Raw genomic sequence first — 20,186 nt, 5'->3', positions numbered from 1 at the left:
CCGCACGGCTGCCAGCCCCTCCCGCATTCAGCGGGAGGGGCTGGCGCGTTTAACCCCGGCAGCCGCAGGAGTGCTTGTTCTCCCGGAGGTACGTTCGCCCTTCGAGCATAAAGTTTTCTTATATGTCGGCTATCGATTGATTAGGAAAGCTACTTTATTGCTAGGCTTCGAGTCAGAACATCACTCCCGACCGGCCCGCCCGGAACGGCGACCAGGAAGCAGGCACCATGTCCCAGACCGTATCTCCTCCCAGCCCCGCCACTGAGGCCCGGTTCGGCTCGAATCCGGCCGCCCTCGCACAGCACCCGTCATGGATCAGCCTGAAGGAAGCCGCCGGCGCACTGCAGCCGCTCCAGGTGAAGGACGGCTCGATTCCTGAGCCAACGGACCACGCCAAGGCTTCCGAACTGACGCGCATCATCATCGATGCGGTCGCGGACCTCGCACCCTACTTCCCGCACGACGAGGCCTACCTTACGGCTGTCGTTGCCGACCTCCGCGCCTGGGAGTCTGCCGGCTTCGGCGTTCCCGACTTCCTCGATTCCCTTCTCGCGTTCCAGCCCCAGCGCGACCGGGTCGACGGGCTGGCCCACCTCGTCCTGTTCCCCATGTACACCCAGAACGGCAGCACGAGCCGCCTCGTCGAAGCCGTCCTCATCGAAGTCATCTGGCCCGAGTTCATCGCCGACCTCGAAGCGGGCGAGTACTCGAACGCCCTGTTCGTGCCCATCCGGTTCCTCGACTTCACCGCGGGCTACGACACCAACTCCGCCGTGCTGTTCCCGGAGACCGTCGCCGTCCGCGAAACCCCGACCTTCACCTGGGGCGCCATCTTCGCCGACCGCGAAGCCGCGCGGTTCCGCAGGGTCGTTGAGGCCGCGGCCGAGATCACGCGCCTCGAACTGCCCGACGACGCACTGGAGCTCCTGCAGGACCAGCACCTCGCCGAGGAAACCTTCGTCATGTGGGACCTCATTCACGACCGCACCCACATGCGCGGCGACCTGCCGTTCGACCCCTTCATGATCAAGCAGCGGATGCCCTTCTTCCTCTACTCCCTCGAGGAACTGCGCTGCGACCTGACCGCCTTCCGCGAATCCGTGCGCATCAGCAAGGACGAAGAGGCCTCCCCCGAGACCCGCAAGCACGCACGCCTCGTGCAGTACGCGGTCATCTTCGACCGGATCTTCCGCTTCGCCATCACCGGCTCCCGCGTGCGCAACTACGACGGCCTGGGAGGCCAGCTCCTGTTCGCCTGGATGCACCAGCACCGTGTCCTGCACTGGACCGACACCAAGCTCACCATCGACTGGGAGGAAGTTGCCGACGTCGTCGTCGCCCTGGGCGAGGAGATCGAACAGCTGTACTGGCGCTCCATCGACCGACCGAAGACCGCCCACTGGCTCGCCGCCTACGAGCTCGTCTCCCGGACCGTCACCCCGCACCCCGCTTCGGTGTGGGCCAAGGGCCCCGACGCCCTCCCCCTCAGCGGACCGCCGCGCGGGCTCACCGATGCCGTCCTCGACGACGAGTTCCCACTGTCGATGTTCTTCGAGGCCCTCGACCGCAAGATGAAGCCCGTCATCGAATCGACGGCAGGAATCACCGGGGCCACGGCATGACCAGCACCCCGGAGCCGGCGGGCGGAAACCGGCTCGCCGGCCTCACGGTCGTCGTCGCCGGTGCCACGAGCCCCTCGGGCGTCGCCGTGGCACGGGAACTCAGCGGCCGCGGCGCGCGTGTCATTGCCGTCGGCTCCAATGCCGACCGGCTGCAGCGGGCCCTCGGCCACCTCGACGGCGTCGACAAGCGCGTCTGCGACCTCACCGACGCCGCGGCCGTCACCGGGCTCGCGGCGGCAATCGAGGCCGACGCCGGTGGCGTGGACGGACTAATCCACCTCGTCGGAGGCTGGCGCGGTGCCAAGGGCATCACCACCCAGTCCGACGAGGACTACTCCTTCCTCCATGACTCGGTGTTCCGCACCCTGTTCAACACCAGCCGTGCCTTCTACGACCAGCTGGCGCGCTCTCCGCGGGGCAGGCTCACGGCCGTGTCGGCGACCGCCGTCGACTCACCCACGGCGGGCGGCGCGTCGTACGCCGCAGTGAAGGCCTCGGTGGAGGCCTGGCTGCGGGCCGTGGCCGACGGCTTCACCCGCGACGGATCGCAGGCGGCTGCGACGCCGCTCGTCGTCAAGGCCCTCCTTGACGACGCAATGCGCGAGGCCAACCCGGAACGGCGCTTCCCCGGCTACACGCACGTCGACGACCTCGCCCGGGCCGCGGCGGCCCTGTTCGCCGTGCCGGCGGCCGAGGTCAACGGCCTGCGGACGACACCGGCCGACCTGCTGGCCAAGGCCGACGGCTAAGCACCGCTAGGGGATAATGGGACAGTGACTGAGACTCTTTCGACCTTCCGCCCGCTGCACGACATCACCGAGCGCGGCTTCGCCTCCGACAACTACTCGGGGGTCCACCCCGAGGTGCTCGCCGCGATCGCGGCCGCCAACGGCGGCCACCAGGTGGCCTACGGCGACGACGTCTACACGGCCCGGCTCAAGGAACTGCTTGAGGAGCACTTCGGCCCGGGCATCGACGCCTTTCCGGTGTTCAACGGCACCGGCGCCAACGTGCTCTCGCTCCAGTCGCTGCTGCCCCGCTGGGGCGCCGTCATCTGCGCCGCGACAGCCCACATCAACGTCGACGAAAACGGCGCGCCCGAGCGCGTCGGCGGCATCAAGCTCCTTCCGGTCGCCACACCGGACGGCAAGCTGACCCCGGAACTGATCGACCGCGAAGCCTGGGGATGGGGCGACGCCCACCGGGCCCAGCCGCTTGCCGTGTCCATCACGCAGACCACCGAGCTGGGAACCCTTTACACGGTCGAGGAGATCCGGGCCATCGCCGACCACTGCCACGCGCGCGGCATGCACCTTCACATGGACGGCGCGCGGCTCGCCAATGCCGCAGCGGCGCTCGGTCTCCCCCTGCGCGCCTTCACGCGCGACGCGGGAGTGGACATCCTCTCCTTCGGCGGCACCAAGAACGGGTTGATGTTCGGAGAATGCGTCGTCGTCCTCAACCCCGCGGCGTCAACGGGACTTGAGTACCTGCGGAAGATGAACATGCAGCTCGCCTCGAAGATGCGCTTCGTTTCCGCACAGCTGATCGCCCTTCTCGAAAACGGCCTGTGGCTGCGCTCGGCTTCGCACGCCAACGCCATGGCCGCCCGGCTCACGGAAGCGGTGCGCGGCATCGACGGCGTCCAGCTCACGCAGGAGACGAAGGCCAACGCCGTCTTCGCCATCCTGGACCCGGCGGCCGCCGACCGCATCCGCGAGCAGTTCCGCTTCTACGACTGGGACCAGGCAACGGGCGAGGTGCGCTGGATGTGCTCCTTCGACACAACCGAAGAGGATGTCGACACGTTCGCCGCAGCGATCAAGCGGGAAGTCAGCGCCTAGACAGGGGCCCCGCGGCACCTCACGGCGGGCCGGCACTCCGGTCCGCCGTGTGGTCCCGGTCACGAAAAGATAACCGCGGCGCGTCACCGTACCCGCCCGGCAGCCCATGGCATAGCCTGCGGTGGTGAGCGCAGACGCCAGCCCCCCGGAGGTACCCCGCGAGTTTCACGCTGCACTGACCAGCCTGCGGCAGGCGAAGTGCCGCAGCGAGCTGCGCCTCGACGAGATCCCCGCACCCTCGCGCCTTGCTCCTTACGCCGTCGCTCTCGGCGCCGAGGTCTTCCAGCCCGCCCAGCCGGGGCCGCACCCGGTCCACGGGCCGGCGCGGTCCGCGTTCGCCGAGGAACCCGAGGAGCTTGCGGCCGGGCGCTTCATCCTCCTGTTCGACCCGAACGGCTCCCCGGTGTGGGACGGAAAGTTCCGGGTGGTGACCTACATCCGCGCCCAGCTCGAACCCGAACTCGGCAACGACGGGCTGCTGGGCTCGGTGGCGTGGACCTGGCTGGTCGAGGCGCTGGAGAACCACGGCGCCGCCCACCACAGCGCCGGCGGCACGGCCACGAGGATCCTCTCCGAGAGCTTCGGAACCCTTGCCGAGCGTTCGGACACCATCGACATCGAACTGAGGGCATCGTGGACCCCCGACAACGCCGATGTCCGCAGGCATCTTGAGGCGTGGTCGGACATGGTGTGCACCTTCGCCGGGCTCCCGCCCCTGCCCGACGGAGTGCTCTCGCTGCCGCACCGGCGCAGCTAGCTCCAACGGCCCGGCGATAGACTGAAGGCACCATGAGCTCCAAGACTTCCGAACAGGCGGCCAGCAACCCCGCCAGCAATCCCGCCACCACCACTGCTGGTGCAGCCGCCGAGATCGAAGCCCTCCCCCTCCTGACGGAGCCGCGGGACGGGGTTCCCCTCGTCATCGACACCCAGGCCGGCCTGGAACGGGCGGCCGCCGCTCTTGCCGCCGGCACCGGTCCCGCCGGTGTCGACGCCGAAAGGGCCTCCGGTTTCCGATACGGCCAGCGCGCGTTCCTGGTCCAGATCCGGAGGGAGGGAGCGGGAACCTGGCTCATCGACCCCGAACCTTTCGGCGACCTCAGGATCATCGACGAGGCGCTCGACGGCGTCGAATGGATCCTCCACGCGGCAAGCCAGGACCTCCCGTGCCTGTCGGAACTGGGCATGTGGCCGGACCGCCTCTTCGACACCGAACTGGCGGCACGGCTCGCCGGCCTGCCCCGCGTGGGGCTCGCCGCAGTGATCGAATCCCAGCTCGGGTTCGGCCTGGCCAAGGAGCACTCGGCGGCCGACTGGTCAACGCGGCCGCTGCCCGAGCCGTGGCTCCGGTACGCCGCCCTTGACGTTGAGGTGCTCACCGAGCTGCGTGGCAAGCTCGCCGCCCTGCTTGACGCCGATGGCAAGCTCGCCATCGCCGAAGAGGAGTTCGAACACATCCGCTCCACCCCTCCGGCCGAACCCCGCACCGACCCGTGGCGCCGCACCTCGGGGCTTCACCAGATCCGCGACCGCCGCCAGCTCGCCGCTGTACGGGCGATCTGGAATGAACGCGAGGACCTCGCCCAGCGCCGCGACGTCGCGCCCGGCCGGCTGATCCCCGACTCCGCGATCGTCGCCGCGGCCAAGGCGATGCCCTCAACCGTTCCCCAGCTCCTTGCCACAAAGGGCTTCCACGGCCGGGCCGCGCAGAAGGAGGCAACCCGCTGGCTGCGCTGCATCAACGAGGCCCGGCGCGCCCCCGACCTTCCGCCGCTGCACGTCTCAACCAACGCCCCGCCCCCGCCCCGGGTCTGGGCCGAGAAGGATCCGGAGGCCGCCGCACGCCTGCTGACCGCCCGTCCGCGGGTCGCCCTGCAGGCCGAGAAGCTGGGGATGCCGGTCGAGAACCTGCTCACGCCCGATTTCCTGCGCAGGATAGCCTGGCGCCCTCCGGCGGAAATCACGCTCGAAAGCATCGGCGCCGCACTCGCGGAGCTCGGAGCCCGGCGGTGGCAGATCGAGAACGTCGCCGCGATCATCACCGTTGCGTTCCTGGATCCGGAACCGCTGCCCGAAAAGGGCCAGGCGGCCCGGCAGCCGGCGGCATCTTCCGCGGGTGGAGGCGATGAGGAGCAGGGCCCGCAGTAGGCACAGCGGGAGAAGGTTGCGGGAGGCCGGGCCGGGCCCACCGGGTGCGCCGTTTGCATGGCGCCCGCGGGCAGCGGTTCACCGCCGGGCGGTCCGGGGTGACGGTGTGGCGCGGCGCACTTGCCACCCAAAGTTACCGGTGAGTAACATGAGGGCGGACCAACATCTCAAAGAGGAGCATCAGGTGAGCCGACCAGCAGCAACCACCCCTGCGCGCGTTGCAGCCCGCAGCGTGCGCGACGTCGTCTTCGTCGACGGAGTGCGCACCCCTTTCGGCAAGGCCGGAGACAAGGGAATCTACGCGGGAATGCGCGCCGACGACCTCGTCGTCAAGTGCATCAGGGACCTGCTGCGGCGCAATCCCTCCCTGCCGCCCGAGCGCATCGACGATGTCGCCATTGCCGCCACAACGCAGACCGGCGACCAGGGCCTCACCATCGGGCGCACCGCGGCACTGCTGGCCGGCCTGCCCCGCACCGTGCCCGGGTTCGCCATCGACCGCATGTGCGCCGGCGCGATGACCGCCGTCACGACCACGGCCTCGGGGATCGCCTTCGGAGCGTACGACGTCGTCATCGCCGGCGGCGTCGAGCACATGGGCAACCACCCCATGGGCGACGGAGCCGACCCCAACCCGCGGTTCGTCTCCGAGCGGCTCGTCGACCCGGCGGCCCTGAACATGGGCAACACCGCCGAGAACCTCCATGACCGGTTCCCCGCCATCACCAAGGAACGCACCGACGCGTACGCCGTCCGGAGCCAGACGAAGCTCGCCGAGGCCTACGCCGCGGGGCGCATCCAGCCCGACCTCGTCCCCGTGGCGGGACGGAAGCCCGGTGCCGGCTGGACGCTTCACAGCGTCGACGAGCCTCCCCGCCCCGGCACCACCGCCGAAGACCTCGCCCAGCTGCGCACCCCCTTCCGTCCGCACGGACGGGTGACCGCCGGCAACGCCGCGGGCCTCAACGACGGCGCGACAGCGGCGTTGCTCGCCTCCGCCGACACCGCAGCCGAACTGGGACTGACCCCCCGGATGCGCCTCGTCGCCTACGCCTTCGCGGGCGTCGAGCCCGAGGTCATGGGCATCGGACCGGTTCCCGCCACCGAGAAGGCCCTGCGCCAGGCCGGGCTGGAGATCGACGACATCGGGCTGTTCGAAATCAACGAGGCGTTCGCCGTGCAGGTCCTTTCCTTCCTCGACCACTTCGGCATCGCCGACGACGATTCCCGCGTCAACCGGTACGGCGGCGCCATCGCCGTCGGCCACCCCCTCGCCTCCTCTGGGGTGCGCCTGATGACCCAGCTCGCGCGGCAGTTCGAGGAGGACCCGTCGGTGCGTTACGGCATGACCACGATGTGCATCGGACTGGGCATGGGCGCAACCGTCATCTGGGAAAATCCCCGCCACTCCGACTACGGACAGGATGCAGCATGAGCTTTGAGCGCTTTGAGGAACTGGCATCACTGGTTCCCGCCGAGATCATCACCCACTCCTACGTTCAGGACGTCGCCCTGCCTGGCGGCGTGGGAACGTTGGCGCTGATCACCCTCGACAACGACCTCGACTCCAACAAGCCCACCACGCTGGGGCCGAACACCCTCATCGAGCTGGGCCGCACTCTCGAAGGGCTCAAGGAGCGCAGCGGGCGCGGGGAGATCGCCGCCGTCGGAATCACCGGCAAGCCGTACTTCCTCGTCGCCGGAGCCGACCTCTCCACCGTGAAGTCGCTCAAGGCTGAGAAGCACGGGCGCAGCATGGCCGAACTCGGCCACGAGGTGTACAACCTCCTCGGAACGCTGGGCGTGCCAAGCTTCGCCTTCATCAACGGCGTCGCCCTCGGCGGCGGGCTCGAGGTTGCCCTCGCGGCGGACTACCGCACGGTCTCAACCGGCGCGAACGGGCTTGGCCTTCCCGAGGCCTTCATCGGCCTCGTGCCCGGCTGGGGCGGCGTGTACCGGCTCCCCCGGCTGATCGGGCCGGCCTCCGCCGTCCGGGTCATGATCGAAAACCCGCTCAGCAACAACCGGATGCTCGACGGCAGGGCGGCGTATGGCATCGGCATCGCCGACGCCCTTTTCGAGCCTGCCGACTTCCTCGAGCAGTCCCTCGCCTGGGCGGCCCGCGTCGTCGCCGGTGACTCGGCGACAACGCAGGCCCTCAACGTGCGCCGGGCGGAATTTTCCGCCTACACCGAGGCCGACTGGGACGCCGCAGCAGCAGCAGGACGGGCCTTCGTCCAGGCACGCACCGGGAACGCCGCTCCGGCGCCGTCGCGCGTCCTTGACCTCTTCGAGACAGGGAAGACCCTGAACCGGGAGCAGTCGGCCGAGGCCGAATGCGTGGCCCTTGCCGAACTCATGCAGACCCCGGAGTTCCACGCCACCGTTTACGCGTTCCTTGAACTGCTGCAAAAGCGCGCCAAGCGTCCGGCCGGTGCGCCCGATGCCAAGCTCGCGCGCCCTGTGACAAAGGTCGGCGTCGTTGGCGCCGGGCTCATGGCAAGCCAGCTTGCCCTGCTGTTCGCCCGCCAATTGAAGGTGCCCGTGGTCCTGACCGACATCGATGCGCAGCGCGTGGAGAAGGGCGTGGCCTACGTGCACGCCGAGGTGGACAAGCTCCTCGCCAAGAAGCGGCTCTCCCCCGACGCCGCAAACCGCACCAAGGCCCTCGTCTCCGGCTCGGTCTCGAAGGACGTCTTCGCCGACGCCGATTTCGTCATTGAAGCGGTCTTCGAGGAACTGGCCGTCAAGAAGCAGGTCTTCGCCGAGGTTGAGGCCGTCGTCAGCTCCGAGTGCATCCTCGCCACCAACACCTCATCCCTCTCGGTCACTGACATGGCCGCCGACCTCGCCCACCCCGAACGCGTTGTCGGTTTCCACTTCTTCAACCCGGTCGCCGCGATGCCGCTGCTGGAGATCGTCAGGGCGCCCAAGACCGACGACGCCGTCCTCGCCACGGCATTCGCCCTGGCCAAGCAGCTGAAGAAGAACGCCGTCCTGGTGCAGGACGCCCCGGCGTTCGTCGTCAACCGGATCCTCGGGCGCATGTTCGGCGAGATCACCAAGGTCTTCGACGAGGGCACCGACGCCGAAACCGCCGACAATGCGCTGCGCCCGATGGGACTGCCGATGACGCCGTTCCGCCTGCTCGCCCTCGTGGGTCTGCCGGTAGGCCAGCACGTCCAGGAATCGCTTCACGCAGCGTTCGGCGACCGGTTCCATGTGTCGCCGAACCAGCAGAAACTGATCGACGCCGGAATCAAGGGCCTGTGGGTGAAGGACGAGTCCGGGCAGGAGATCGTCCCCGAATCGACCCTGGCCCTGCTCGAGCGTGGTTCCTCGCCGTCCACAAGCGAGGAGATTCTGCGGCGCACGCAGGACGCCCTTGCTGACGAGATCGGCCGGATGCTGGCCGAGGGCGTCGTCGCCGCACCCGAGGACATCGACCTGTGCGTGATCATGGGCGCCGGCTGGCCGCTGCACCTCGGCGGGATCACCCCGTACCTGGACCGCACCGGAGCCTCGGAGCGGGTCAACGGGCGCACCTTCCGCTGACGCTGACGGCGCGGGGTCCGCCCCGCGCCGTCGTCGTCAGCGCCTCCGCTCCCCTGCCGAGTTGGCACCTCCCCACGCAAAGACCGCGTCAAACGTTGGTGAGCTGCGGTTTCGGCCAGGAGGACGGGGACGACGGCGGCGGTGGGAGGTCCGCCGACCCCGCCAGACGCCCTCCCGTGCCCCCCGCCCCCTGCCGAGTTGGCACATCTCCACACAAAGGCCACGCGAAACGGTGGTGAGCTGCGGTTTCGGCAGGCGGGCTGGTGCGGGCAGACGGGGACGACGGCGGCAACGGGCCGCCCGTCCGTCAGCGGAAGAACCTCCCCATAAGCCCCGCCGCGGCGCCTCAGATCAGTTGGGTCTTCGGGATCCGCGGGAAAATACCTTCGAGCTCCTCGAGATCTTCGGGCGACGGCACCCAGGCCACTGCAGCCGCGTTCTGCGCGACCTGTTCCGGGGTGGTGGCCCCCGCGATGACACTGGCGACGGCGGGCTGGGCGGCGAGCCACGAGAACGCGACCTGCAGCTCGCCCAGACCCCGCGCGGCGGCGAAGTCGCTGAACTCGGCGAGCTGGTCCCAATCGACCTTCTGCAGCATCGCCGTCCGGGAGTGGGTCAGCCGGCTGCCGGCCGGAGCGTTCCCGGCCGCATACTTGCCGGTCAGGAGGCCGTTCGCGAGCGGGTAGTAGGGCAGCAGTCCCAGCCCGTACTGCTCGACGGCGGGAACCACCTCGTTCTCTGCCCGCCGGTCGAGCAGGTTGTAGTGGTTCTGGGCGGAGATGAACCCCTGGTAGCCGCCGATCCTGGCGGTGTAGTGGGCGTCGGCGATCTGCCACCCGGAGAGGTTGGAGTGCCCGATGTAACGGACCTTCCCGTCCCGGATCAGCTGATCCAGCGCGGAGAGGGTCTCCTCGATGGGAGTCCCGGGGTCGGGCGTGTGCAGTTGGTACAGATCGATCCAGTCGGTGCCAAGCCTGCGCAGCGACGACTCAACCGCGCGCACGATGTAGCGGCGCGAACCCCGGGCACCCCAGTCCGGGCCGTTGGCCCCTTTGACGTCGACGCCGAACTTCGTGGCGACGACCACCTCGCCGCGGCGGTTCCCCAGCGCCCTGCCGAGCATCTCCTCGCTGGTCCCAGGCGTCCTGCCGTAGGCGTCGGCGACGTCGAAGAAGTTGATTCCAGCGTCGATGGCCGCTGCGACGACGGCGTCGGTTCCCGCCTGGGACTCCGAGGCCGTTCCGGGTCGGCCGAGGTTGTTGCACCCAAGCCCCACGGTCGAGACGCTGAGCCCTGAGCTGCCTAACCTGCGGTAACTAGTCATGGCCCAACGCTACCGCCGGCGCGGCCCGGAACCTCAAGCGCCCGACCGAAGTGCGGCACCCGAAGTGCGGGACCGGGAGTCCGGGACCGGGAGTCCGGGACCGGCCGTGCCGGCAACGAGAATCAGCCGAACCAGATGCCGATCTCCCGCGCGGCCGACTCGGCCGAGTCGGAACCGTGGACGAGGTTCTGCTGCACCTTGAGTCCCCAGTCGCGGCCGAAGTCGCCGCGGATGGTTCCCGGTGCAGCCGTTGTGGGCTCCGTTGCCCCGGCGAGGGAGCGGAAACCCTCGATGACGCGCTGGCCCTCGAAGACGGCCGCGACGATCGGACCGCTGAGCATGAATTCAACGAGCGGCTCGTAGAAGGGCTTGCCGACGTGCTCGGCGTAGTGCTCTTCAAGGAGCTCCCGGGTGGCGGACATCAGCTTGAGGTCCACCAGGGTGTATCCCTTGGCCTCGATCCGGCCGAGGACTGTGCCGGTCAGGTTCCTTGCGACGCCGTCGGGCTTGATCAGTACCAGGGTGCGTTCAATGCTCACGCGGTCCTCCATGAGGTTCGTTGGGGAAGAATTCGAATTGCTCCGCCCCCGACTCTACTAAAGACAGGCAGCGTACTGCCTATTCGCCGGCAGCCTCAGGGTGGGACTTCTCCCATTCGGCCTGCGCCCGGTCCCGTTCGGCGTTCTCCTGGTCGAGCCGGATACCCGTGCGGATGCCGTAGAGCCAGGTCACAGCGAACGCCACGCCGACGAGGAACATCGCCGGCTCGAGGAAGCCGGTCGCGATGAGCAGCAGCTGCAGGACCCAACCGACGGCGATTCCCCACCGCCGGGTCAGGAAGGCGCACGTGGCCACGAGCAGCAGGCTGAGGAGGACTCCCCCGCCGAGGATGAGCGGCGCGGGAAGCTCGTCCCTGCGCAGGCCGAACACCGCAAGGGTGCCGAACAGGACGACGAACGCCTCAAGGACCAGGACCGTCGAGGCGAAGAGGACCTTTACCGACCGGCGTTTCTTGGGCATGCCGGGCCGCCACTCGCGCTGCGCCTTCGTCAAACGGGCCATGGCTCTACTTTCCTAGGAGGGTTCGCGCCTCGCCCACGACCGTGATGGATCCGGTGATGAGGATGCCGCTGGCGAGATCGTTGTCTTCCTCGGCCTTCATCACCGCCCATTCCAGGGCGTCGTCGAGGCGTTCGGCAATATTGACGTTCTCTTCGGCGAATCCGGCCGCCAGCGCGTCCTGCAGCAGGTCGGCGGCGGGAATCGAGCGCACCGACGTCGACTGCGTCAGGCAGACATCCTCGAGGACCCCGCCGAGTTCTTCGCGCAGCTCGGCCAGGATCCCCGCGGCGTCCTTGCCTTCGAGCACCCCGACCACCAGGACGAGCCGGGGGAAGTCGAAGGCCTCCTTGATCGCCTTCGCGGCGGCGCGGGCGCCGTCGGGGTTGTGCGCAGCGTCGACGAGGATGGTGGGCGCGGTGCGCACCACTTCGAGGCGGCCGGGAGAGGTGACCGCGCGCAGACCGGCACGCACGACGTCGGGCTCGAGTTCGCGGGCCCCGCCGCCGAGGAAGGCCTCAACGGCGGCAACGGCGACTGCCGCGTTCTGCGCCTGGTGCTCGCCGTGGAGGGGGACGAGGATTTCCTCGTAGCGGCGCCCGGAGATGCCGGTGAGCGAAAGAACCTGACCGCCGACGCCCACGCTGCGGGCATCGACCGAGAACTCGACGCCCTCGAACCGGAACTCGATGCCCACCTCCCGCGCCTTCTCCAGCAGCACCTGGGCGGCGTCCCTCGGCTGGGCGGCGCTGATGAGGAAGCCGCCCGGCTTGATGATGCCCGCCTTCTCGTAGGCGATGTCCTCGACGGTGTCGCCGAGCAGGTCGGTGTGGTCCAGGGAAATGGGGGTGACCACCGAGACCGCGCCGTCGCCGACATTCGTGGCGTCGGTAATCCCGCCCAGGCCCACCTCGATGACGGCCACGTCGACGGGTTCATCGGCGAAGACGGCGAAGGCAAGCACGGTGACGCACTCGAAGTAGGTCAGGCGCGGCTGGCCCGCCGTGTCTAGCTCGGCGTCGACGATGTCGAGGTAGGGCCGGATCTCGTCCCAGACCCGCACGAACGTCTCGTCGGGCACCGGCTCGCCGTCGATGCTGATCCGCTCGGTGACCCGGGACAGGTGCGGGCTGGTGTACCGGCCGGTCCTCAGGTCGTGCGCCAGCAGCAGGGACTCGATCATGCGCGCGGTCGAGGTTTTGCCGTTGGTCCCGGTGATGTGGATGATCGGGAAGGCCTTGTTCGGCTCCCCGAGGATCTCCATGACCCGGAACATCGGGGCCATACGCGGCTCCATCTTGTGCTCGGGGGCGCGGCTCAGCAGCTCGGCGTAGACGCTCTCGACGGAGAACTGGTCAAGGGGCGCTTCGTCGTTCGGGTTCACTTGTGCCTTTCAACGGTGACGCGGAAGTCTTCGCCCGAGCCATTGCCGGCCCGCACGATCAGTTCGTTGGTGAGGGTTTCGTCCTGGATGAGCCGGGCGTGGTCCTCGAGGGCCTTCACGCTGCCGGCGGCCGTTTCGACGGTTGCCGTGATGCGGTCGCTGATCGACAGATCCGCGTCGCGCCGCGCCTGCTGGATGGCGCGGATCGCGTCGCGGGCGGTGCCTTCGGCTGCGAGCTCCTCGGTGACGGCGGTGCTGAGCACCAGAAACCCACCTCCGGGCAGCACAGCGACGGCCTTTTCGTCGGAGTCGGCGCTGTCGACGACGGTCTCCAGCGTGTACTCCTGCGACTCGAGCGCCACGCCGCCGGCGGTGACCGTGCCGGCGTCATTCACGGACCAGTCACCGGCCTTTGCGGCCCGAATGACGGTCTGGACGTTCTTGCCGAGGCGCGGCCCGGCGGCGCGGGCGTTGACCGCGAGCCGCTGGGTGATGCCGAATTCCTCAGGCGAGGCGTCGGCGTCGTCGATCAGGCACACCGACTTGATGTTCAGTTCGTCGGCGATGATCGACTGGAACTGGCCGTGCAGGCCTTCGGCGGAAGGCGCGACGACGATCAGCTCCGAGAGCGGAAGCCGGACGCGCAGGTTCGCGGCCTTGCGCAGGCTCGAGCCCGCCGAGCAGATCTGCCGGGTGCGGTCCATGCGCTCCACGAGCTCGGGGGCGCCTGGGAACTCCGACGGCGAGGGCCAGTCGGTGAGGTGGACAGAGCGCCCGCCGGTGAGCCCGCGCCAGATCTCCTCGGTTACAAGGGGCAGCAACGGCGCCGCGACCCGGCACACTGCCTCGAGGCACGTGTAGAGGACGTCGAAGGCCTCGGTGTCCTCGTCGAAGAACCGCTGCCTGCTGCGCCGGACGTACCAGTTGGTCAGCGTGTCGAGGTAGCGGCGCAGCGACTCGCTCGCGTCGCTGATGTTGAACGAATCGAGGGCGTCGGTGACCTCCCGGACCAGGTTGCCGGTGTTGGCCAGCAGGTACTGGTCGAGGGGTTCACGCAGCCCCGCCGCGGCCTCGGCGCTCACCGGGCGCGCTTCGTACCCGGCACCGCCGTTGGCGGCGTTGGTGTACAGGCTGAAGAAGTGCCAGACGTTCCATAGCGGCAGGATGACCTGGCGCACGCCGTCGCGGATACCCTGTTCGGTCACGACGAGGTTTCCGCCGCGCAGGATAGGCGAGGACATGAGGAACCAGCGCATCGCGTCGGAGCCGTCGCGGTCAAGGACCTCGGAGACGTCGGGGTAGTTCTGCAGGCTCTTCGACATCTTCTGGCCGTCGGAGCCCAGCACGATGCCGTGGCTGATGACGTTGCGGAAGGCCGGGCGGTCGAAAAGGGCCGTCGCAAGGACGTGGAGGGTGTAGAACCAGCCGCGGGTCTGCCCGATGTATTCGACGATGAAGTCGCCCGGGTTGTGCGAGGCGAACCAGTCGGCGTTCTCCATCGGGTAGTGGACCTGGGCGTACGGCATCGAGCCGGAGTCGAACCAGACGTCGAGGACGTCGGAGACGCGGCGCATCGTCGATCCGCCCTCCTCCGGGGAACGCGGGTCGTCGGGGTTGGGGCGGGTCAGCTCATCGATGAACGGCCGGTGAAGGTCCGGCTGTCCGTCCTTGTTCAGGGGCAGGCGGCCGAAGTCGGCTTCGATCTCCGCCAGCGACCCGTACACGTCGACGCGGGGGTAGGTGGGGTCGTCGGACTGCCACACCGGGATGGGGCTGCCCCAGTAGCGGTTGCGGCTGATCGACCAGTCGCGCGCGTTGGAGAGCCACTTGCCGAACTGGCCCTCCTTGACGCTGCCGGGGATCCAGTTGATCTCCTTGTTCAGCTCCACCATGCGGTCCTTGACCTTGGTGACCTCCACGAACCAGGAGGACACGGCACGGTAGATCAGCGGGTTGCGGCACCGCCAGCAGTGCGGGTAGCTGTGGACGTAGCTGGCCTGGCGTACGAGGCGCCCCTGCTCCTTGAGGACGCGGGTGATCGGCTTGTTCGCCGCGAAGACGTGCTGACCGGCGATCTCCGCCAGCGGGCCGCGGCCGAACAGCGGCAGGAAATGGGCGCCGGAGTCGACGGAAAGGATCACCTGGATCCCTGCGGCCTCGGAGATCTTCTGGTCCTCCTCGCCGAAGGCAGGCGCCTGGTGGACGATGCCGGTGCCGTCGGTCGTCGTCACGTAGTCGGCGACGAGGAACCGGAACGCGTTCTGGTAACCGCCGGACTCGGGGTCGGAGAGGTAGTCCCACAGGGGTTCGTAGGTGAGCCCGTCGAGCTCGGTGCCCAGATAGGTGGCGGTGACAGCGGCGGCCGCCGCGGCGGCGTCGGGGTAACCGAGGTCCTTGGCGTAGGCGCCGAGGAGGTCCTCGGCGATCAGGAAGCGCCCGGGCGCCTCACCGTCCGCCGACTCCCGCGCGTCGGGGACGACGGCGTACCGGATGTCGGGCCCGACGGCGAGGGCGGCGTTCGTGGGGAGGGTCCAGGGCGTCGTGGTCCAGGCGAGGGCGGCGGTGCCTGCGAGTTCCTGCGAGAGCGCCGACTCGCCGGCAAGGATTGGGAAGGTGACGGTGACCGTCTGGTCCTGCCGGTCCTGGTAGACGTCGTCGTCCATGCGCAGCTCGTGGTTGGACAGCGGCGTCTCGTCGTTCCAGCAGTAGGGCAGCACGCGGTAGCCGTTGTAGAGCAGGCCCTTGTCGTAGAGCGTCTTGAACGCCCACAGGACCGATTCCATGTACTCGATGTTCAGGGTCTTGTAGTCGTTCTCGAAGTCCACCCAGCGAGCCTGGCGGGTGACGTACGCCTTCCACTCCTCGGCGTACTTCATGACGGAGGCCCGGGAGGCTTCGTTGAACTTGTCAATACCCATGGCCTCGATCTGCTGCTTCTGGGTGATGCCCAGCTGCTTCATCGCCTCGAGCTCGGCGGGCAGACCGTGGGTGTCCCACCCGAAGCGGCGTTCAACACGGCGCCCGCGCTGGGTCTGGTAGCGGCCCACGAGGTCCTTGGCGTAGCCGGTGAGCAGGTGGCCGTAGTGCGGCAGGCCGTTCGCGAAGGGGGGACCGTCGTAGAAGACGAATTCGTTTGAACCGTTTTCGCCGGCGTCGCGGGCATCGATCGAGGCTTGGAACGTACCGTCGGCGTCCCAGTACTTCAGCACCCGCTCTTCGAGTTCGGGGAAGCGCGGCGAGGCTCCTGCGCCCTCGGGCTGCGTGCCCTCGGAGGTGCGGCCGGTGGAGGAGGTGGCTTTGGGGTAGATCTGCGGCATTTATTCATCCTGAACAACGGTGGAGACAGAACAAGGGGCGGTCATCCTGCTGCGAGGACGTGCTCTGGACCTGGGGCCGGTTGTGCCGGCCACCGGGAGCGGAACCCGCGGTACCACCTCACTTGCCGCCGCCGTGCGTCCAGCCTCCCGGAGGAGGCCGGCCCCACAGGGCTGCCACTCATTTTCAGGCGTTGACGGGCCCACCCGTCCGGTTCTACTGGGCGAGGCGGCCCCTGCCGGGTCCCTCTCGCCGTTCTTCCGGAAGCTCCCCGGTGATGGCCGGTTCGACGCTTGTGGTCCAAGTCTAGCCGCCGGTGGGGAAGAGTGTCGAAAGGGTCCAAGGTTACGGCGACGAGGCCGGTGTCCGGACGCCGTGGCTGCTCAGGTGGCGCGGATGACCTTGTGGTTGGCGGCCTGGGCCAGCGGGCGCAGCACAAGGGAGTCGACGTTCACATGGAGCGGGGCGTTGAGTGCATAGACGATGGTGTCCGCGACGTCGGCGGCGCTCAGCGGGTTCGCCACCCCGGCATAGACCTTGTCGGCCGCGTCCTTGCTGCCGAGGCGGTTCAGGGAGAACTCCTCGGTGTGCACCAAGCCCGGTGCCACTTCGATCACCCGCACATTGTGCTCGGCCTCCTCGAGGCGCAGGGTGCGCGCCAGCGCCTGCTGGGCGGCCTTCGCGGCGACGTAGCCGGCGCCTCCCTCGTAGGCGGCAAGCGCTGCGGTCGACGTCAGGAACACGAAGCTGCCGTGTCCGCTGGAGCGCACGGCGGGCAGGAAACCGCGGGTGATGCGCATCGAGCCGAGGACGTTCACGTTGTACATGTGCTCCCAGTCGGCGGTGCGCGCCTCGGCCACTGATTCCATACCGAAGGCACCGCCGGCGTTGTTGATCACGGCGTTCACCTCGCCGGCCCCCGTGACCTCCCGCACCAGGCGCTCAACCGACTCCTCGTCGGTCACATCGACGACGGCCGCCCGAGCTCCGGTTTCGGCGGCGAGTTGCTCAAGGCGGTCGGCGCGGCGGGCCGCGGCGGTCACTTCCCAGCCGGCGGCTCGCAGTGCGCGGACCGTGGCGGCCCCGATCCCCGAACTGGCCCCCGTGACGACGGCGTGCAGGGGTCCGGAGGAGGTGCGCGAGGGCGATCCGATGGCTGTCGGGGGTGCTTGTCCGGTGCTCATTTGACCACTCTAGCCAGCATCCGCCGTCGTGCGCCCGGCGCTGCGGCCGGCACGGCCGGGCGACGTGAAAGAATGGGCCGCATGGCCGAAAACACTCAGGGCACAGACACGCCCGCACACCAGCCCGTCACCGTCCCCGACAAGCCCGCATTGGAGGGCCTTGAGCCCCGCCTCGCGAAGCAGTGGAGGGACAACGGGACGTACGCGTTCAACCGGGACACCACCCGCGGGGAGGTGTACTCGATCGACACTCCCCCGCCCACGGCGTCGGGTTCGCTCCACGTCGGCCACATGTTCTCCTACACGCAGACCGACGTCCTGGCCCGCTTCCAGCGCATGCGCGGGAAGAACGTGTTCTACCCCATGGGCTGGGACGACAACGGCCTGCCCACCGAGCGCCGCGTGCAGAACTACTTCGGCGTGCGCTGCGACCCCTCGGTCCCCTACGACCCGGACTACACCCCGCCGGCGCAGCCCGCCAAGAATCAGCGCGACTTCGACGCCGTGTCCCGGCGCAACTTCATTCAACTCTGCGAAGAGGTTGCGGTCGATGACGAGAAGGTCTTCGAGGATCTCTTCAGCACCCTTGGCCTGTCCGTCGACTGGAACCTGACCTACCGCACCATCGATGACACCTCCCGTGCCGTCTCCCAGCGCGCCTTCCTGACGAACCTGGCCGCCGGCGACGCCTACCTCGCCGAGGCTCCCACCCTGTGGGACGTCACCTTCCGCACCGCGGTGGCCCAGGCCGAGCTCGAGGACCGCGAGCAGCCCGGCGCCTACCACCGCATCGCCTTCCATGCCCCCGACGGGCAGAAGGTCCACGTCGAGTCGACCCGCCCGGAACTCCTTCCCGCGTGCGTGGCCCTGGTGGCCCACCCCGATGACGAGCGCTACAAGCCGCTGTTCGGCACCACGGTCACCTCCCCCCTGTTCGACGTCGAGGTCGAGATCAAGGCGCACCCGCTGGCCAAGCCCGACAAGGGCAGCGGCATCGCGATGATCTGCACCTTCGGTGACCTTACCGACGTGACCTGGTGGCGTGAGCTGCAGCTTCCCACCCGTGCCGTCGTCGGCCGCGACGGCCGCATCCGTGCTGAGACCCCGGAGTGGATCGCCACCGACCGCGCCCGGGAGAACTATGCGGCGCTGGCGGGAAAGACCATCTTCAGCGCCAAGGAAGCAGTCGTCGAACTGCTGCGCGCCAGCGGAGACCTCGACGGCGAGCCCGTTAAGATCACCCACCCGGTGAACTTCTACGAGAAGGGCGACAAGCCCCTCGAAGTCGTCACGAGCCGCCAGTGGTACATCCGCAACGGCGGCCGCGACGCCGACAAGCGCGAGCGGCTGATCAACCGCGGCCGGGAGATCGATTTCCACCCCGCGTTCATGCGTTCCCGCTACGAGAACTGGATCGAGGGGCTCAACGGCGACTGGCTTGTCTCCCGGCAGCGCTTCTTCGGCGTTCCCGTGCCGGTCTGGTACCGCCTCGACGGCGACGGCGAACCCGACTACGAGAGCCCGATCGTCCCTCCGTTCGAGTCCCTCCCGGTCGACCCGGCGGGCGAGCCGGCCCCCGGGTTCGAGGAGAGCGCCCGGAACCAGCCGAACGGGTTCATCGGTGACCAGGACGTGCTCGACACCTGGGCGACGTCGTCGCTGACCCCGCAGATCGTCGGCGGCTGGTCGCGGGATGAGGAACTGTTCTCCCGCGTCTTCCCCTTCGACCTGCGCCCGCAGGGCCACGACATCATCCGCACCTGGCTGTTCTCGACGGCGGTGCGCGCCGACGCACTGCAGGACTCGGCGCCGTGGCGCCACGCTGCGCTCTCCGGTTGGATCCTTGATCCCGACCGGAAGAAGATGTCCAAGTCCAAGGGCAACGTGGTGGTTCCAACCGACGTGCTCGAGCAGTTCGGCGCCGACGCGGTGCGCTACTGGGCCGCTTCGGCGAAGCTCGGTTCCGATACCGCCTACGAGATCAACCAGATGAAGATCGGGCGCCGGCTTGCCATCAAGCTGCTCAACGCCTCGAAGTTCGTCCTGAACCTCGGCGCAACCGAGAGCTCGGCCTCCCCCGCAGCCCTGCAGCGGGTCACGCACCCGCTGGACCTTGCACTGCTGGCGCAGCTGCGCGAGGTCACGGCCCAGGCGACAGCGGCGTTCGAGAAGTACGACTATGCGCGTGCGCTTCAGCTGACCGAGTCGTTCTTCTGGACGTTCACCGACGACTACGTTGAACTCGTCAAGGACCGCGCCTACGGCGCTGCGGGCGACGACGCCAAGGAGTCGGTGCTGACCGCCCTGGCCACCACCCTCGATGCCCTGCTGCGGCTGTTCGCCCCCTTCCTGCCGTTCGCCACCGACGAGGTGTGGAGCTGGTGGCGGGAAGGCTCGGTCCACCGCGCGCCGTGGCCCGCCGTGCACGCCCTGCAGGGTCTTGCCGACGGCGCCGATCCGGAACTGCTCACATCGGTCGCCCTGGCCCTGGGCGGCGTGCGGAAGGCGAAGTCCGAGGCGAAGGTTAAGCAGCGCACCGAGGTCGCGACGGCAGTGGTGACTGCGTCATCGGCACGCATCTCGCACATCAGGGCAGGCCTTCCCGACCTGCTCGCTGCCGGCAACGCCCGCGAGCTCAAACTGGCGGAGGGCGACGGCGACCTGATGGTTTCCGCAGTGGAGCTGGCCCCCTCGGAGGCCTGACCGGTTTCCCAACCGCACGAAAACGGCCCCGCATTGCGTGGGGCCGTT

At 68.7% G+C, this 20,186-nt stretch carries 14 protein-coding genes; 8 read left to right on the top strand and 6 right to left on the bottom strand.

The genetic code is table 11. The annotated features are described in order from the left end of the window. The first annotated feature begins 227 nt into the window (after window positions 1-227). The 7 genes from AC4D14_RS02825 (at window position 228) to AC4D14_RS02795 (ending at window position 9,169) form a co-directional block, all read left to right on the top strand. Complete coding sequence (locus tag AC4D14_RS02825; protein WP_490900055.1) at window positions 228-1,622, top strand: DUF6421 family protein; 1,395 nt, start codon at window positions 228-230, stop codon at window positions 1,620-1,622. Continuing rightward, entirely contained in the window at window positions 1,619-2,371 is a 753-nt protein-coding gene (locus tag AC4D14_RS02820; RefSeq protein ID WP_490900054.1) for an SDR family NAD(P)-dependent oxidoreductase, read from the top strand. Before AC4D14_RS02825 ends, AC4D14_RS02820 begins: the two co-directional genes overlap by 4 nt. 24 nt (window positions 2,372-2,395) lie before the next feature. Beyond that, entirely contained in the window at window positions 2,396-3,466 is a 1,071-nt protein-coding gene (locus tag AC4D14_RS02815; RefSeq protein WP_490900053.1) for a threonine aldolase family protein, read from the top strand. Window positions 3,467-3,590: 124 nt separating this feature from the next. Beyond that, window positions 3,591-4,223 carry a DUF3000 domain-containing protein gene (locus AC4D14_RS02810; RefSeq protein WP_490900052.1) on the top strand — a complete coding sequence of 211 codons (633 nt, stop codon included), beginning with the start codon at window positions 3,591-3,593 and terminating at the stop codon, window positions 4,221-4,223. Window positions 4,224-4,255: 32 nt separating this feature from the next. Then, the gene (locus AC4D14_RS02805; protein ID WP_490900051.1) at window positions 4,256-5,614 is read left to right on the top strand and encodes an HRDC domain-containing protein; all 1,359 of its coding nucleotides are present in this window, start codon (window positions 4,256-4,258) and stop codon (window positions 5,612-5,614) included. A gap of 148 nt (window positions 5,615-5,762) precedes the next feature. Beyond that, a complete protein-coding gene (locus AC4D14_RS02800) occupies window positions 5,763-7,049 on the top strand; it encodes a thiolase family protein (protein WP_490900481.1) in 1,287 nt (428 codons plus the stop codon). After that, complete coding sequence (locus AC4D14_RS02795; RefSeq protein WP_490900050.1) at window positions 7,046-9,169, top strand: 3-hydroxyacyl-CoA dehydrogenase NAD-binding domain-containing protein; 2,124 nt, start codon at window positions 7,046-7,048, stop codon at window positions 9,167-9,169. Before AC4D14_RS02800 ends, AC4D14_RS02795 begins: the two co-directional genes overlap by 4 nt. Window positions 9,170-9,515: 346 nt before the next feature. On the opposite strand, the gene AC4D14_RS02790 is transcribed toward AC4D14_RS02795, so the two are convergent. From AC4D14_RS02790 to AC4D14_RS02765, 6 genes are all read right to left on the bottom strand, one after another. Next, a complete protein-coding gene (locus AC4D14_RS02790) occupies window positions 9,516-10,493 on the bottom strand; it encodes an aldo/keto reductase (protein WP_490900049.1) in 978 nt (325 codons plus the stop codon). 122 nt (window positions 10,494-10,615) lie between these two features. After that, window positions 10,616-11,032 carry a nucleoside-diphosphate kinase gene (gene ndk, locus AC4D14_RS02785; protein ID WP_490900048.1) on the bottom strand — a complete coding sequence of 139 codons (417 nt, stop codon included), beginning with the start codon at window positions 11,030-11,032 and terminating at the stop codon, window positions 10,616-10,618. A 79-nt stretch (window positions 11,033-11,111) separates the two neighbouring features. Next, window positions 11,112-11,555: a DUF4233 domain-containing protein gene (locus AC4D14_RS02780; protein ID WP_490900047.1), complete on the bottom strand. Its 444-nt coding sequence runs from the start codon at window positions 11,553-11,555 to the stop codon at window positions 11,112-11,114. A 4-nt stretch (window positions 11,556-11,559) separates the two neighbouring features. Then, window positions 11,560-12,936, bottom strand: coding sequence for a bifunctional folylpolyglutamate synthase/dihydrofolate synthase (locus AC4D14_RS02775; protein WP_490900046.1), 1,377 nt, complete (start codon window positions 12,934-12,936; stop codon window positions 11,560-11,562). After that, window positions 12,933-16,253, bottom strand: coding sequence for an isoleucine--tRNA ligase (ileS, locus tag AC4D14_RS02770; RefSeq protein WP_490900045.1), 3,321 nt, complete (start codon window positions 16,251-16,253; stop codon window positions 12,933-12,935). Before ileS ends, AC4D14_RS02775 begins: the two co-directional genes overlap by 4 nt. Window positions 16,254-16,634: 381 nt before the next feature. Continuing rightward, on the bottom strand, window positions 16,635-17,435 hold the full coding sequence (locus AC4D14_RS02765) for an SDR family oxidoreductase (protein ID WP_490900044.1): 801 nt from the start codon (window positions 17,433-17,435) through the stop codon (window positions 16,635-16,637). A gap of 81 nt (window positions 17,436-17,516) precedes the next feature. Between AC4D14_RS02765 and valS the strand changes: the two genes are divergently transcribed. Continuing rightward, window positions 17,517-20,138, top strand: coding sequence for a valine--tRNA ligase (gene valS, locus AC4D14_RS02760; protein ID WP_490900043.1), 2,622 nt, complete (start codon window positions 17,517-17,519; stop codon window positions 20,136-20,138). The last annotated feature ends 48 nt before the right edge of the window (window positions 20,139-20,186 follow it).

Source organism: Arthrobacter sp. TJ-254, from assembly GCF_058269175.1.
This window is presented reverse-complemented; position numbering and strand designations above follow the sequence as displayed.

What these genes read in the sequence shown, in the direction of transcription:
- AC4D14_RS02805 (WP_490900051.1), top strand. Translation starts at nt 4,256, where the DNA reads ATGAGCTCCAAGACTTCCGAACAGGCGGCCAGCAACCCCGCCAGCAAT.
- AC4D14_RS02820 (WP_490900054.1), top strand. Translation starts at nt 1,619, where the DNA reads ATGACCAGCACCCCGGAGCCGGCGGGCGGAAACCGGCTCGCCGGCCTC.
- AC4D14_RS02765 (WP_490900044.1), bottom strand. Translation starts at nt 17,435, where the DNA reads ATGAGCACCGGACAAGCACCCCCGACAGCCATCGGATCGCCCTCGCGC.
- AC4D14_RS02790 (WP_490900049.1), bottom strand. Translation starts at nt 10,493, where the DNA reads ATGACTAGTTACCGCAGGTTAGGCAGCTCAGGGCTCAGCGTCTCGACC.
- AC4D14_RS02795 (WP_490900050.1), top strand. Translation starts at nt 7,046, where the DNA reads ATGAGCTTTGAGCGCTTTGAGGAACTGGCATCACTGGTTCCCGCCGAG.
- valS (WP_490900043.1), top strand. Translation starts at nt 17,517, where the DNA reads ATGGCCGAAAACACTCAGGGCACAGACACGCCCGCACACCAGCCCGTC.
- AC4D14_RS02780 (WP_490900047.1), bottom strand. Translation starts at nt 11,555, where the DNA reads ATGGCCCGTTTGACGAAGGCGCAGCGCGAGTGGCGGCCCGGCATGCCC.
- AC4D14_RS02800 (WP_490900481.1), top strand. Translation starts at nt 5,763, where the DNA reads ATGAGGGCGGACCAACATCTCAAAGAGGAGCATCAGGTGAGCCGACCA.
- ileS (WP_490900045.1), bottom strand. Translation starts at nt 16,253, where the DNA reads ATGCCGCAGATCTACCCCAAAGCCACCTCCTCCACCGGCCGCACCTCC.
- AC4D14_RS02825 (WP_490900055.1), top strand. Translation starts at nt 228, where the DNA reads ATGTCCCAGACCGTATCTCCTCCCAGCCCCGCCACTGAGGCCCGGTTC.